Below are 14,463 nucleotides of genomic sequence, written 5' to 3'. Positions count from 1 at the left end.
GCCGCCTTTGACTTGCTAAGACAAACTAGCGACCGCGCCGACAAATTCGGTCCACCGCTCGCGATCCACAAAGCCATAATGTCCCGCACCCGACCACTCATGCGCTGTGCAGTCGCGAAGTTCGGAGCAAAGGCGTCGCGGCATATCCGGCGAGATAATGTCGTCCGCCGTACCATAATACATTTCCACCGGTTGCTGGATGTCACCTGGCGAAAAGCCCCAGTCCCAAAGGGCCATCGTCATTTCGAAAACTCCTTCCTCGTGTTGCAGATAACCAAGACGAAAGTTCTCTTCGAACAAGGCTTGCTGCTCTGGATTGCGGAGCATTGTTCTGGCTTCATTGGGCATTTGGTCAACGACAGACTCCACATATGAAGGGATGTTTTTCAAAGCACTATTAGCGCCAACACGCTCTGCCCATCGGATCAGTAAGCTCAGGTGGCGCAATTTTGCGATGGTTTTCAGATCCTTCAGTACCAGCATCTTGGTGACACCGGGCTCATCGAATGGTGCCACAGGAGAAGCGAGCGCAACTTTACGCACACGTTCAGGCATGTGAAATGCTACAGCCAAAGCGTGGGGGCCGCCTCCGGAATGGCCCGCTACATTGAATGTATCGAGGCCAAGTTGATCCGCCAGATCCTCCATATCAGCGCCCCAATCCACCATTCTCCGATCCTTCTTCGGGCTCGACCCTCCAACACCCGGTTCGTCGGCGGAAATCCAGTGTACGCCGAGCGAAGCGGTCAGACTGTCGTCAGGATGACGAATTACGTGAGAGTCGGAAAACCCATGGCTGAAAATCACTGGCGTTCCATCTGGATCGCCGTAAGTGCTGAATGCAAGCGTTCTGCCATCTCTAAGAGTTATATGATTGGTCAAGTTGTTCTCCGAAAACGAAATAACTTTGTGTGGTGAGTTCATTGGACTGCTGGCATAGATTTAATCCAAGAGTACGAGCCGATCTCACCTCTTTTGCACCATAACTATTGGTCCGCATAATGAAACGCCGATGTCAGATTGAGTTTTCAACGGGCGTTTACATCACAGCCGAAATCACCCACCCTCACCGATCGCATTCATTGCACCCCAAAACTACCAGTTGAACCTCCTTGCACCCGCTCCTATCGTGCGGCAACAAACGTTTCATTCAGGACGACACCATGACCGAGCAAACCCCACACCCGATGTCCCCGCAGGATTGCCTTGTGGCGATCATGGTGGCGATTTCCGCCTCGGACGAGAACATCCGAACCGCAGAGCTGGTCAAGATTGAAGGCGCGGTCAACATGCTGCCGGTGTTTGCAGGCTACGACATCGACCGAACCCGCCGCGTCTCGCAGATCGTGTTTGATTTGTTTGAGCAGGTGGACGGGCTGGATGCCCTGTTCGGACTGATCCGTGACAACCTGCCCGAACGCCTGAACGAAACCGCCTACGCGCTGGCCTGTGATGTCGCCGCCGCTGACGGCACTCTGGCCGAAACCGAACTGCGCCTGCTGGAAGAAATCCGGTACGAGCTGAGCATCGACCGCCTGCACGCTGCCGCTATCGAACGCGGGGCACGGGCGCGGCATACGACCTAGCTGCCGTAGAGCGTACCCCACCGCTCAATCAGATTGCGCTGCAAAGTGCGAGACCGTCGGTTCCAGGCCCGCGCGCCGTTCGGGCGCTCGCGCGACGCACGCGGGATCGTGGCGCGGTGCGCGGTGTCGGCGGTGAAGATTGCAAACGCCAGATCCACTCCATCTGCCGTTGTCATGTAACCGCCAAGACCCGAGACGAAGTTCAAAGTACCCGTTTTTGCGTCGACCTTGATCGGATGATCCTTGACCGGCTGCCCGTTTTTGTCGGCCAGCGTAAAGGACCGAAGCAACGGCCGCAGCTCCTCTGATTGCCCCGCCGCCACCAGCGAATTGACCAGACCGGAGGGGGCCATACGTGAGGAACCGCTAAGTCCGGAATGATCTACCATCGCGATCCCATCTGCGCCAAAACGCTCTGCCGCCCACAGGTTCATTTCTGCGGCCGAGTCCTCAAGGCTCTGCGGCGCAACCCCGCGCGCCTTGGTGGCCGCCAAACCCACCATTTCGGCGGTTATATTGGTCGAATATCTCAGCATCCCCTTCAGGATGCTTTCCAACGGATCGCTCTGATGCACCACCAGTTCGGTCCCTTGCGGTGCTTGCCGCGTCACCTGCACCCGGCCCAGCACGATCCCATTCACGCGTGCCAGCGTGCGGAACACATCTCCGGCATAAAGCGCAGGCTTGCGTACCGGCAGCCAGCGTGCCCCGCCATTGCCTAGCGCGCCTTTGGCCACGGTCCAGCGATCCTGCCGCGCGCTTGGCTGATAGGTGTAGATCGGCAGGCTGCGGTTCTCGACCCGCATTGATGCCATATCCACCGACGGCCTGTAACTTGCGCTGCGCGCATCCATGGTCACGTCATAGCCGGTGCCCTCGCGTTTCCACTCGAAATGCACACGGTTGAAATTCAGGGAAATCCCGCTGATCGACGGGCTATAGCCCAGATGATCCGGCTGCCCCGGATCAATGCTGAAGACGTAGGGCAGCGCACCATCATAGACCTTGAACGCGCCCTTCACCTCGGTGATCCCGGCCTTGCGCAGATTGGCTGCCATTGTGGCCAGCGCGTCTGTATCCAGCAGCGGATCACCGCCACCCGTAAGGATCAGGTCGCCTTTCAGAATGCCATTCTCGACCGGTCCATCCGCGATCAAGCGCGTTTCGAACCGATACTCCGGACCCAGCACATCCAGCGCATAAAGCGCGGTCAGCGCCTTGGCGACGCTGGCTGGTGGTAGGCTTTGGCCCTCGCCGAACACCTCCAGCGGCGTTCCAGTTTCCACGTCGGCCACGGCAAAAACAACCTCGCCCTTCAGCCCCGCTGCCTGAACCAGTCGCTCGGCCCCGCTGGGCTGCGGGCCACGCAGCACAGGGCGCAGAGACACCAAAGGCGCCTCGGCCAGACCTGTGCCCGGAACCAGAGACGCCCCTAATCCACCCAGAAACAAACGACGCGAAATTCGATCGACCATGGGTCTATTAGAATCCCAGAGCTTAAATGCAGACAATCACTTGATTAAGATTATGCGCCAAGTGGAGTCATTCGGGCAACACCCCATCGCTCCAATTCCCGCGATTGCGCAACTCGGTCGAACTGACGTCAACCATCGGCACGTTCACAAAACACCACGCCGGAGCATCCGCCCGCCCCAGCAAATGCCGCGCCTGCCCGTCGATACGGTACTTGGCATAAAGCCGAGCCGCCGGAGACATCCGCGCCGAGATCCGATCCCCCGGCCGCGCCACAACGCCCACAGGCACGCTGTCCATGATCTGTCGCCAGTCCTTCCAGCGGTGAAACTGCGCCAGATTGTCCGCGCCCATCAGCCAAACGAACCGAACCTGAGGATAAAGCCGCCGCAACGCCGCCAGCGTATCCGCCGTCGCCCGCGTCCCCGTCAGAGCCTCGATATCCGTGACCTCAACGCGCGGATGCTGCATCACGTCCCGCGCCGCCTCAACCCGCCGCGCCAGAGGCGCAGGCCCCCGCTCCTTAAGAGGGTTCCCCGGAGACACCAGCCACCACACCCGATCCAGCCCGAACGCCTTCATCGCTTCGCGCGTCACATGCACATGACCTTGATGCGGAGGATCAAATGACCCTCCGAACAACCCCACGACCTGCCCGGGCCCCGCATATGGAATGGTACTGCGTTCCATCCTCTGCTGATGTTCAGAACTGAGAGGTGTTGTCAATCAATCGGCTGCACCACATCGCCAAGCCTGACTTGCCCCGGCTGCACTACTTCGGCACACCATCCCCCATGCCCCCGCACAGCAGAATAGCCGCCTTTGCCCAACGCCTCCTCCATCCGACTGCATGGAGCGCAGATCACGGTAAAGCGCAAAACGGCCTCCCCGACCTGCACCTCCCGCCCCTTTAGCGCCGCCAGATTGATCCCCGAAACCACCAGATTGCGCCGCAGGATCTCAGGCATAACCGATCCTTGCCCCAGATAAGAGCCAATCGCCGCCAGATGTTCCTGCTGGATCAAAGTCACCGCCCGCTTGCCCGCCCGGCTGCGGTCGCCGTCGAGCCCATCGGCTGAGACCCAAACCTCGTTGCGCCCATCCAATTCCGCTCTGCGGCCGGGACGTAAACCGATCCATGTCACCCGGCCCGGTTGCGCCCAACCGGCAATCAGTTCCGCAAGTTCTGTCAAAACCCCACCACTCCTTGTCGTGTTGGTTCTACCGGATCAAACGACCACAGAAAATTCACAAAACCACCAGCTTGCCCCGCCCGCTCGCCTCGGATATCCAGCGTTCCAACTTGATTTCCCCGACCCAGAGGACGCGACATGGCCGCCTATCAATATGTCTACCACATGCAGGGTGTCTCCAAGACCTATCCCGGTGGCAAGAAGTGCTTTGAAAACATCCACTTGAGCTTTCTGCCCGGTGTGAAAATCGGTGTTGTCGGTGTCAACGGCGCGGGTAAATCGACGCTGATGAAGATCATGGCCGGCCTCGACACCGACTTCACCGGTGAGGCATGGGCGGCCGAGGGCGCCAAGGTCGGCTATCTGCCGCAGGAGCCGCAACTGGATGAATCGCTGACCGTCCGCGAGAACGTCATGCTGGGCGTGGCCGCGAAAAAGGCCAAGGTCGACCGGTTCAACGAGATTGCCATGGAGATCGCCGAGAACTATACGGACGAGCTGATGGAGGAAATGACCACCCTGCAGGACGCGATCGACGCCGAGAACCTGTGGGACCTCGACAGCCAGATCGACGTCTCGATGGAGGCGCTGCGCTGCCCGCCGGACGATACCAACATTGCCAACCTCTCGGGCGGTGAGAAACGCCGCGTGGCGCTCTGCAAGCTGCTGCTCGAAGCGCCCGATATGCTTCTGCTCGACGAACCAACCAACCACCTCGACGCCGAGACCATCGCCTGGCTGCAACAGCACTTGATCGACTACAAGGGCACCATCCTCATCGTCACCCACGACCGGTATTTCCTGGACGACATCACCGGCTGGATCCTCGAACTCGACCGCGGTCGCGGCATTCCGTACGAGGGGAACTATTCCGCATGGCTGGAACAAAAAGCCAAACGGCTGGAGCAGGAAGCCCGCGAAGACAAGTCCAAGCAGAAGACCCTGCAACGCGAACTGGAATGGATGCGTCAGGGCCAGAAAGCCCGTCAGGCCAAATCCAAAGCCCGGATTAACGCCTATAATGAGCTGGCCGAACAGTCCGAACGCGAAAAGCTGACCCGTGCCCAGATCGTCATCCCCAACGGCCAGCGCCTTGGCGGCAAGGTGATCGAGGTCGAGGGCCTGTCGAAACACATGGGCGACAAGCAACTGATCGAAGGGCTGGACTTTGCCCTGCCACCCGGCGGCATCGTCGGCGTCATCGGCCCCAACGGTGCCGGTAAATCGACCCTGTTCAAGATGCTCACCGGTCAGGAACAGCCCGACAGCGGCACCATCACGCTGGGCGACACGGTCGAGCTGTCCTATGTCGACCAGTCCCGCGACGACCTGAAAGACAACGACACCGTGTGGGAGGCGATCACCGGCGGCGCCGAGATCATCCAACTGGGCGACGCGCAGGTCAATTCCCGCGCCTATTGCTCGTCGTTTAACTTCAAGGGTGGCGACCAGCAGAAGAAGGTCTCTCTACTGTCGGGTGGTGAGCGCAACCGTGTCCACATGGCCCGCCTGCTGAAAGAGGGCGGCAACGTCCTGCTGCTCGACGAACCAACCAACGACCTGGACGTTGAAACCCTGCGCGCACTGGAAGACGCGCTGGTCGATTTCGCCGGCTGCGCCGTGGTGATCTCCCACGACCGCTTCTTCCTTGACCGGATTTGCACGCATATTCTGGCCTTCGAGGGCGATGCCCATGTGGAGTGGTTCGAGGGCAACTTCGAGGACTACGAAGAGGACAAAAAACGCCGTCTGGGACCGGACGCGCTGGAGCCCAAGCGGTTGAAGCACAAGAAGTTTGCGCGGTGATTTGATTGGAAAAAAACAATCTAAGAAAATACATCCATTTTGGCGCAGTATTGCTTTTCGTTCGAAGCAATGCAGAGGATAGTTTGCCCTACATCGGAGAGGGATATATCCAACAAAATTTGGAACGAGTATTTAGTTACATCGAAGAACTAAATCTCAAAGTTTCAAACAATGCGTCAAAAAAACTCAAAGAAATGAAGGCGGAATTTGACAACAAATATAAAGATGGTTCGAACTTAGAGGCTCCCGACGGCAAGGCACTATTTGAGGAGATCAATGTTCTACAAAGAGTTATACTTGCCGAAGCAGAAGAATTATCCGCGTTCTTCCCTGATGAAAGAAGATACAATACCGACCTTTTGTTCGAAGATATCTCTGGAATATTTGGCAGAGAAACCTTTGGTCGATTGCCGGAAAACGCACAGAAAGACTTCCAAGAAGCCGGCATGTGCATAGTACTTGGACGCGGAACAGCTGCTGCTTATCACTTGATGCGCGGTTCAGAATGTTGCCTAAAGCATTTGTATTTCTCTGTTATCAAACAAAAAAGATTGAGCAAACCAATGTGGGGCCCAATGGTAAAAGCGCTATCAGAGCGCAAAGCACTTGACGATGCCTTGAGCGGAACTCTGGACAATTTCAGAAGCGGTTTTAGAAATCCTGTAGCTCACCCCGACAAGTTTTATACCATTGATGAAGCTCAAGATCTTCTAGGCACAACCACCCAACTTGTTTCTCTGATTGCCAACCACGACAAATACGTAACGCCGAAGCAAGCGTAGGATGGGGTTTCACCCCATCACGCACTCAACGATCATACCCGAAAACTCGCACGATCTGTTCCCGCGCACCAAACCACTTGCAAACTCCAACCTCTCAAATGATGGGGTAAGACCCCAACCTACGGCTCTCCGAACGTGCCATCGGTGACCACACCGCTCCACTCCGGATCAACCCGACCTGCACGAATATCGCGATGGATTGACGAATACGGCCAATCGGTGGGGCGCTCGACCAACCCGTGCTTCACCGGATTCCCCCGACAATATGCCATATGATTGCGATAATCCGTTTCATCCCGAATTGCATGCTCCCAAAACCGGCGCTGCCAAATCCCGGCATCCCCTTTCGCAATTTTCGAATCTGTGCGTAAGGTGGGGTTCCACTCCACCACTCCCGACGCCTTCACCCCACGCGTAAACCGCGCCTTAATCGCACCCCACCGTGTCGAATAATCCGCATCCCCCGGCGGCAAGGTCCACACCGCGTGCAAATGATCCGGCAACACCACAAGCGCATCGCACCAGAACGGCCGCTCCCTCTGGGTCACTGCAAAGGCGGCCCGCAAATGCGCCACCTCTCGCACCAGCAAATCCGACGACCGGTCGGCCAAAGACACGGTGAAAAAATACTTGGCCCCGGGAATGCGGACGCGTCGATAATCGCTCATGCTGTAACTTGATCATGACGAGGGTTAACGGATTCTGAATGCCACTCCGACGCGCCAGATAAATAACCGGACCTTATCAAAGCTCTGCTAACTAATAACCAGAACCATCGGCGGATTTTTGTACAAGACGGACGATTCCGCCTCAAACCCTTGTACAATCCATACAATCCGCCCTTGCCACACCGTCTGACCGATGCCATATCCAAGAGGCTTACGTTTTTCTATTTCGACCTGCAGTCTCCTTCTACGGCGCTCAGTCTATCGATACAGACAACGACGCCGGGCTGCCGCATCCACGTGGGCAGCACTAAACAGGAGACAACGGATATGCCCGCAGGCACCGTAAAATGGTTCAACACCACCAAAGGCTATGGCTTTATCGCACCCGAAGATGGCGGCAAAGACATCTTCGTACACATCTCGGCTGTCGAGCGTTCGGGCCTCACCGGTCTGGCCGACAACCAGAAGGTCACGTACGAGCTGCGCGCTGGTCGTGACGGCCGCGAAAGCGCCGACAATATCGAACTGGCCTAAGCCATTCAAAGGGCGGGATTTTTCCCGCCCTCTCCGCTATGCCCGCGCCCCGTGTGTGGCATAGGGAATACATCACAATCGGGTTATTCCTCCCCGGTGATTGACCAAATCCGCTATCATTTCAAAACTAGCGTTATGATTTCTTTGGTCATTTGAGGGATGTCACCATGTTCACACGCCGCGTATTTCTGGCCGGTACTGCCGTCAGCCTGCTTCCGGGCGTTGTCAGCGCCAAGAAAGCGGTCGAGTATGATCCCACGCCACAATTCGTGCGGGTCAAAAAGCAATTCCTACCCGGTCAGCTGCTGGTCGTTCCCCGTTCCTTCTACCTTTATTACATAACCGAACCCCGCAAAGCGATCCGCTATGGCTGCGGCGTCGGCAAAGCCGGACTGGAGTTTACAGGAACCGCAACTATCGACGTAAAGAAGGAATGGCCCACCTGGCGACCGACCGATGAGATGATCGAACGCGACCCGGTGGCCTATGGTCGGTTCAAGGACAACGACTATGTCCAACCCGGAGGGAGCGATAATCCACTGGGCGCGCGCGCTTTGTATCTGTTCCAAAACGGAGTCGACACCTATTTCCGCATCCATGGCACCACACAACCGCAAACCATCGGTCGCGCGGCCTCGAACGGCTGCATACGGATGCTGAATGAGCATGTAATCGATCTGTACAACCGGGTGCCGATTGGAACCGTGGTGACCGTGGTCTAAGCCGCCGACCAATCCACATCGTCGGCTTGTTCAATCCTCAGGCGACCTTTTGGCCATGGGCGCATCAGCTTCTGTGCCTCTTCTTCGGATCCATGTAACCAGCAATCCACATCCTGCGACCCCAGCAACACACCCATACGGTGGTGGATCGGCTTTACATCGGCATTTGGCTCGCAGGTGACTGCGGCGACCTGATCCACACGCTGCCCACCAGGGGCCTCCCAACTATCCGTAATTGCAGCAAATAACAGCGGTATGCCATCCTTCGCTGCGATACGCCATGCAGTTTTGCGCCGTTTCTCTCCGGTCCACTCGTACCAGCCATCAACTGGTATAACTGCGCGCCCAACACCTTCGAATGCGCTTTTGTCAAAAACCGTTTCAGAGCGAGCGTTGATAATGGTCTCCATCACCGGACGTCCGCGCGCATTGACCCTGCCGACCGGGATCATCCCCCATCGCATCATCTTCAAGCCTTCACCGGTCAATACCGTCACCTCCTGACCCGGTTGAATATTTCTGCGCGGGGGCTGAGGCCCTACGTTATCTTTCACATTCAGGAACTTAACTATCTCGCCAATTGGTCGTGTGAGAAAAAACCGGCCTGGCATAGGACCCCTCCTAATCGGTAGCGCGCTCCGCTAAAGCCAGTACAAAAGGTCCTAGCGCGTCAACGATCAGCGCAACGCCTTGGGCATTTGGATGGATGCCATCAGATTGCATGAACTGGCGCGCGACTGCAGGATCGCCCTCGGTCGTGAGCCCGTCAAAGAAGCTTTCCGCATAGATCGCGCCATACTGCTGCGCCAGTTCCGGATACATGGCATCGAAACTTTGCTTGTAATCCGACCCATAGTTCCCGGGGGCTTGCATGCCGATCAGCAGAACTTCGACATTCGCAGCTTCAGCGGTGTTCAGGATTGCCTCAAGATTGGCGCGCGACACATCCGGATCGATACCGCGTAACAGATCATTGCCGCCGAGGGCTACAATCATGCCATCGACCTCTGGCGTCAGAGTCCAATCAACGCGGGAGGCTCCTCCTGCGGTCGTATCCCCGGAAACACCGGCGTTGATAAGCTGAATATCCGCCCCTTCCTCCTGCAACCAGCGTTGCAGTTGGGGCACAAACCCGTCTTGTTGCGGAAGTCCATATCCTTGTGTCAGGGAATCTCCGAGCGCCGCAATCACCACCGGCTCAGCCGTCGCGGCAAATCCGCAACAGATGAACACGCCTGACATCAAACCCTTGCGCAGCTTCTGTATCGCGCCATATCCCAATGGACTGTACCCCTCTTGATGGCCTGATCGATGACGACACCCGTTCTCACCCTCCAAGATGCCGCATTATCGCTGGATGGCAATGCCGGAAGAGTGGATATCCTGCACGACATCACTTTGACTGTGAGCAAGGGTGAAACTCTGGGGCTGATCGGTCCCTCTGGTTCCGGAAAGTCTTCGCTACTGATGCTGATGGGCGGCTTAGAACAGGCAACCGGTGGACGCGTTACCGCATTGGGCCAAGATTTGACGAAAATGAGCGAGGATGCGCTGGCACGGTTCAGAAGAGATGCCATGGGCGTAGTGTTTCAGAATTTCCACTTGATTCCGACGATGACCGCGCTTGAGAACGTGGCGACCCCGTTAGAACTCGCTGGACACAAAGATGCTTTCCAGCGCGCCGCGGCCGAGTTGGAGGCCGTGGGCCTTTCACATCGTATCGATCACTACCCGGCGCAGTTGTCCGGCGGCGAGCAACAGCGTGTGGCGCTGGCCCGCGCTTCGGCCCCGCGCCCGCATATATTACTGGCAGATGAACCAACGGGAAATCTGGATGAAACCAACGGTTCAGCAATCATTGATCTGTTATTCGGACTGCGGGACCGTCACGGGGCAACTCTGGTTCTGGTCACGCACAGCCATACGCTGGCTCAGAAATGCGACCGCGTTGTGCGCTTGCGCGATGGGCGTATCGCCGAGGAATCCCAGCGTGAGGCCGCCGAATGAGCCTGCGTCTGGCCGGTCGCCTGGCCCGGCGCGAACTGCGCGGTGGGTTGCGCGGGTTTCGGGTGTTTCTGGCCTGCCTGGCTTTGGGTGTTGCAGCAATTGCTGCGGTTGGCATGGTGCGCCAAGCCATTCAGACCGGATTGCAACAAGAGGGCGCGTCGCTCTTAGGCGGCGATGCCCAGTTGGAGTTCACCTATCGCTTTGCAAACGATGAGGAACGTGACTGGATGGCGGACACCGCGCAAGCAGTGTCGGAGGTCGTCGATTTCAGGTCCATGGCCGTCACGGGTGATGGCGCAGGCGCGCAACGGGCGTTAACTCAGGTGAAGGCCGTGGACGGGGCCTATCCGCTGTTGGGATCGGTGGCTCTGGAACCCGCAGTTTCTTTGCCCGAGGCCTTGGCGGGCGCCAATGGGCTGCCCGGCGCCGTGATGGCTCCGTCCCTGATTGACCGCCTGAACCTTGCGATTGGGGACCAATTTGATCTCGGCACGCAGAGGTTCGTTTTGATGGCCTCGCTGGAACACGAACCGGATGGTGCGGCAGATGGGTTCTCGCTGGGACCGCGCACGTTGGTTCGAACCGAGGATTTGCAATCATCGGGCCTGCTGGCTCCGGGTACTTTGTTTTCCACCAAATACAGGATGAACTTGCCGCAAACCGCCGAGTTGGAGGCGCTGTCGCAGCAGGCCAGGCAGGCCTTCGAGGGAACCGGCATGCGCTGGACTGATGCCCGCAATGGTGCGCCCGGGATATCCGAGTTTGTAGGGCGCCTCAGCGCGTTTCTGGTGCTGGTTGGTCTGTCCGGATTGGCGGTTGGGGGGATCGGCGTATCGGCTGCCGTGCGCGCCTATCTGTCCCAGAAAACGGAAACCATTGCGACATTGCGGACTTTGGGCGCTGATCGGGCCACAATCTTTCAGACATACATGATCCAGATCGCCGTTCTTTCAGGCGTTGGTATCGTCATGGGTTTGACCCTGGGCGCGGCGCTTCCAATGCTGCTGGCACCGGTTATCGAAACCCAACTGCCGATCCCTGCTGTATTCTCGCTATATCCGCAGCCCCTGTTCGAGGCCGCACTTTATGGTGTGCTAACCGCGTTCCTGTTTACGCTTTGGCCTCTGGCCAGAACCGAGGAGGTGCGTGCGGCAACATTGTTCCGGGATGCGCTGACTTCGGCAAGCAGCTTCCCGCGCTTGATCTATGTAATTGCGACTGCAATTGGCCTGGCCGTACTGATCGGAGCCGCCGCTTGGTTCAGCGGTTCAACCCGGTTGACCCTCTGGACAAGCGCAGGTCTGGCGGGGGCGCTCACTTTGCTGACCTTTTCTGCCATTGCCATTCGCAAATTGGCCCGCGCGGGCGCTCCTTGGGCCAGAGGGCGTCCAGCCCTGCGGTGGGCGTTGTCCGCCATCTCTGACCCACGCGAAGGCGCAGCATCGGTGGTCCTGTCCCTTGGGCTCGGCCTTTCGGTCCTTGCGGCGGTGGGGCAGATCGACGGCACGCTACGCAATGCGATTTCGGGCAACTTGCCCGAGGTCGCACCCTCGTATTTCTTCGTCGATATCCAGAAGGATCAGATGCCCGGGTTCAGCGAACGTCTCGACACCGACCCTGCCGTCAGTCGGGTAGAAAGCGCTCCGATGCTGCGTGGGATCATTACCAAAATCAATGGCCGACCCGCGCGCGAGATTGCAGGCGATCACTGGGTTCTGGACGGCGACCGAGGCGTAACCTACTCTGCCCGCCCCCCACGGAATGCCCGCGTGACTGACGGGGTTTGGTGGCCAGAGGACTACAGCGGCCCAGCGCAAGTCAGCTTTGCCGCAGAAGAGGCCGACGAGATGGGCCTGAAACTGGGCGATGAGTTGACCGTTAATATCCTGGGCCGCGATATCACAGCTGAACTCACATCGCTGCGCGAAGTTGATTTCTCCACTGCAGGAATGGGTTTTGTCATGTCGATGAACCCCTCTGCCTTGGCTGGTGCCCCGCATAGCTTCATCGCTACCGTCTATGCCGAAGAACAGGCCGAGGCCGCCATTCTGCGTGATTTGGCCAGTCAATTCCCCAACATCACGGCAGTCCGGGTCAGAGACGCCATCGACCGGGTATCAGGCCTGCTGGCAGGGCTTGCAGCAGCCACGTCATATGGCGCAGGGGTTTCTCTGTTGACCGGGTTTTTAGTGTTGATCGGTGCGGCGGCAGCGGGCGAACCGGCGCGTAGGTACGAGGCAGCGATCCTCAAGACTCTGGGTGCCAACCGTGGGCGCATATTGCGCAGCTTTGCCCTGCGGGCAATCCTTTTGGGAGCAGCCGCAGGTTGCGTTGCTTTGCTGACCGGAATTCTGGGCGGTTGGGCCGTGGCTACTTATATATTCGACACAGAGTTCGCGGTCATCTGGCCATCCGCGCTTGGGATCGTCATCGCCGGTGTTGGCGTTACCTTAGGCGCGGGGATGGTCTTTGCCCTGCGCCCGCTTTCAGTACGCCCTGCGCGTATACTGCGCGCCAGCGACTGAGTTCAGCGCATACAAGCGACAGGCTGCAATATTTTCAGCAATTGGTCATTGTCGCAAACCAACGCATCGAGCGTGATTTCGTCCAGCGACGCATAAAACACCTCAGCCGCATCTTGCAGCGCCAACCGGAGGCGGCAGGCATCGGTCAGTGGGCAGGTGTTGTCAGCATCCGCAAAACACTCGGCAATCGGCAACCCGCCTTCGACATGGCGAAACACGGACCCGACCCGGATCTGATCCGCCGGGCGTGCCAGCGTCATGCCGCCATTGCGGCCGCGTTGTGTGCTGAGATAGTCTAGCTGGCTCAGTTGGTTGATCACCTGTGCCAGATGGTTTTCTGAAATATTACAGACATCGGCGATCTCGGCCTTCGTGACCAGCCGTTCCTGATGTGCGGCGCAATACATCAAAACACGCACCGCGATATTCGTCCGTTTGGTAATCCGCATTAGGGCCTCCCGAATCTCAAGGTGAAGCTTTATTGCATGTCTCGTAAAAAGACTGTTTGACATACATCAATCGTCAAAGAAGGACGCGACCCGCATGGCAGACCCTTATTTCTTCGGCTATGGCAGCCTCGTGAACCTGTCGACGCATGATTTCCCCGACCCGCGCCCAGCGCGACTGAAAGGTTGGCGACGCGCATGGCGGCACACGGATCTGCGCCCGGTGGCGTTTTTGACCGCTGTGCCGGATGCTGATTCCGAGATCGATGGTATGATCGCCCATGTTCCTAAAAACGACTGGGCCGCGTTGGATGAAAGAGAATGGGCCTATGACCGCGTTCCAGCCACACGGTCGGTCACGCACACTCTGACGCAAGAGGTGGAAATCGCTGTCTACGCAGTCCCGCATGATCGACACACCGCGCCCAGCAATCACCATCCCCTATTGCTCAGCTATATTGATGTTGTCGTGCAAGGGTATCTGCGGGCTTTTGGACCAGAGGGCGCCGATCGCTTCTTTGCAACAACCGATGGTTGGGATGCTCCGATTTTGAACGACCGCGCCGAGCCCCGTTATCCCCGTCACCAACAATTGAAGCAGGCCGAGACCGAATTCGTGGATGACCGCCTGCAACGCGTTTCGGCGCAAGTTTTGCGACCCGGAGAACAAAGAAAGGCAGGTGATTTACCTGCCTCCTTCGTGTTCTAAAGCTCTGACCCT

The 14,463-nt window shown here is 57.9% G+C and carries 16 protein-coding genes; 8 read left to right on the top strand and 8 right to left on the bottom strand.

Annotated elements, in window-relative coordinates; all coding sequences use genetic code 11:
* Positions 1-15: 15 nt before the first annotated feature.
* Positions 16-924 carry an alpha/beta fold hydrolase gene (locus tag ACR0I1_RS15775; protein ID WP_480707183.1) on the bottom strand — a complete coding sequence of 303 codons (909 nt, stop codon included), beginning with the start codon at positions 922-924 and terminating at the stop codon, positions 16-18.
* A 239-nt stretch (positions 925-1,163) separates the two neighbouring features.
* On the opposite strand from ACR0I1_RS15775, the gene ACR0I1_RS15770 reads away from it, so the two are divergent.
* On the top strand, positions 1,164-1,586 hold the full coding sequence (locus ACR0I1_RS15770) for a tellurite resistance TerB family protein (protein ID WP_170395941.1): 423 nt from the start codon (positions 1,164-1,166) through the stop codon (positions 1,584-1,586).
* Here ACR0I1_RS15770 and dacB read toward each other — a convergent pair.
* The 3 genes from dacB to ACR0I1_RS15755 form a co-directional block, all read right to left on the bottom strand.
* On the bottom strand, positions 1,583-3,061 hold the full coding sequence (gene dacB, locus ACR0I1_RS15765; protein ID WP_480707181.1) for a D-alanyl-D-alanine carboxypeptidase/D-alanyl-D-alanine endopeptidase: 1,479 nt from the start codon (positions 3,059-3,061) through the stop codon (positions 1,583-1,585). The genes ACR0I1_RS15770 and dacB overlap by 4 nt on opposite strands.
* A 67-nt stretch (positions 3,062-3,128) precedes the next feature.
* The gene (locus ACR0I1_RS15760; protein WP_480707179.1) at positions 3,129-3,749 is read right to left on the bottom strand and encodes a nicotinate-nucleotide adenylyltransferase; all 621 of its coding nucleotides are present in this window, start codon (positions 3,747-3,749) and stop codon (positions 3,129-3,131) included.
* 32 nt (positions 3,750-3,781) lie between these two features.
* On the bottom strand, positions 3,782-4,252 hold the full coding sequence (locus tag ACR0I1_RS15755) for an MOSC domain-containing protein (RefSeq protein ID WP_480707177.1): 471 nt from the start codon (positions 4,250-4,252) through the stop codon (positions 3,782-3,784).
* A gap of 138 nt (positions 4,253-4,390) precedes the next feature.
* Here ACR0I1_RS15755 and ettA point away from each other — a divergent pair, with 138 nt between their 5' ends.
* Entirely contained in the window at positions 4,391-6,058 is a 1,668-nt protein-coding gene (gene ettA / locus ACR0I1_RS15750) for an energy-dependent translational throttle protein EttA (protein WP_480707176.1), read from the top strand.
* A 5-nt stretch (positions 6,059-6,063) separates the two neighbouring features.
* Positions 6,064-6,840, top strand: a complete 777-nt coding sequence (locus tag ACR0I1_RS15745; RefSeq protein WP_480707174.1) for a hypothetical protein — start codon at positions 6,064-6,066, stop codon at positions 6,838-6,840.
* A 119-nt stretch (positions 6,841-6,959) separates the two neighbouring features.
* Here ACR0I1_RS15745 and ACR0I1_RS15740 read toward each other — a convergent pair whose 3' ends face one another.
* The gene (locus ACR0I1_RS15740; protein ID WP_480707172.1) at positions 6,960-7,508 is read right to left on the bottom strand and encodes an REP-associated tyrosine transposase; all 549 of its coding nucleotides are present in this window, start codon (positions 7,506-7,508) and stop codon (positions 6,960-6,962) included.
* A 327-nt stretch (positions 7,509-7,835) separates the two neighbouring features.
* Here ACR0I1_RS15740 and ACR0I1_RS15735 point away from each other — a divergent pair, with 327 nt between their 5' ends.
* Complete coding sequence (locus ACR0I1_RS15735; protein WP_010442474.1) at positions 7,836-8,042, top strand: cold-shock protein; 207 nt, start codon at positions 7,836-7,838, stop codon at positions 8,040-8,042.
* A gap of 167 nt (positions 8,043-8,209) precedes the next feature.
* The gene (locus ACR0I1_RS15730) at positions 8,210-8,764 is read left to right on the top strand and encodes a L,D-transpeptidase (protein ID WP_170395928.1); all 555 of its coding nucleotides are present in this window, start codon (positions 8,210-8,212) and stop codon (positions 8,762-8,764) included.
* Here ACR0I1_RS15730 and ACR0I1_RS15725 read toward each other — a convergent pair.
* Together ACR0I1_RS15725 and ACR0I1_RS15720 are read right to left on the bottom strand one after the other, a co-directional pair.
* The gene (locus tag ACR0I1_RS15725) at positions 8,761-9,375 is read right to left on the bottom strand and encodes an SOS response-associated peptidase (protein WP_170733614.1); all 615 of its coding nucleotides are present in this window, start codon (positions 9,373-9,375) and stop codon (positions 8,761-8,763) included. The two genes, ACR0I1_RS15730 and ACR0I1_RS15725, sit on opposite strands and share 4 nt — an antisense overlap.
* 10 nt (positions 9,376-9,385) lie before the next feature.
* Positions 9,386-10,006: an arylesterase gene (locus ACR0I1_RS15720; RefSeq protein ID WP_170733641.1), complete on the bottom strand. Its 621-nt coding sequence runs from the start codon at positions 10,004-10,006 to the stop codon at positions 9,386-9,388.
* Between the two features lie 69 nt (positions 10,007-10,075).
* On the opposite strand from ACR0I1_RS15720, the gene ACR0I1_RS15715 reads away from it, so the two are divergent.
* Together ACR0I1_RS15715 and ACR0I1_RS15710 are read left to right on the top strand one after the other, a co-directional pair.
* On the top strand, positions 10,076-10,771 hold the full coding sequence (locus tag ACR0I1_RS15715; protein ID WP_170395925.1) for an ATP-binding cassette domain-containing protein: 696 nt from the start codon (positions 10,076-10,078) through the stop codon (positions 10,769-10,771).
* A complete protein-coding gene (locus tag ACR0I1_RS15710) occupies positions 10,768-13,296 on the top strand; it encodes an ABC transporter permease (protein WP_480707170.1) in 2,529 nt (842 codons plus the stop codon). Before ACR0I1_RS15715 ends, ACR0I1_RS15710 begins: the two co-directional genes overlap by 4 nt.
* A gap of 2 nt (positions 13,297-13,298) precedes the next feature.
* Here ACR0I1_RS15710 and ACR0I1_RS15705 read toward each other — a convergent pair whose 3' ends face one another.
* Positions 13,299-13,745 carry an RrF2 family transcriptional regulator gene (locus ACR0I1_RS15705; protein ID WP_170395922.1) on the bottom strand — a complete coding sequence of 149 codons (447 nt, stop codon included), beginning with the start codon at positions 13,743-13,745 and terminating at the stop codon, positions 13,299-13,301.
* Between the two features lie 94 nt (positions 13,746-13,839).
* On the opposite strand from ACR0I1_RS15705, the gene ACR0I1_RS15700 reads away from it, so the two are divergent.
* Positions 13,840-14,451 (top strand): gamma-glutamylcyclotransferase family protein, encoded by a 612-nt coding sequence (locus ACR0I1_RS15700; protein ID WP_170514025.1) that lies wholly within the window; start codon positions 13,840-13,842, stop codon positions 14,449-14,451.
* Positions 14,452-14,463 lie beyond the last annotated feature (12 nt).

This window comes from Ruegeria sp. B11, assembly GCF_056539785.1.
Note: the sequence above shows the minus strand (reverse complement) of the source record. Positions and strands in the feature narration are given on the sequence as shown.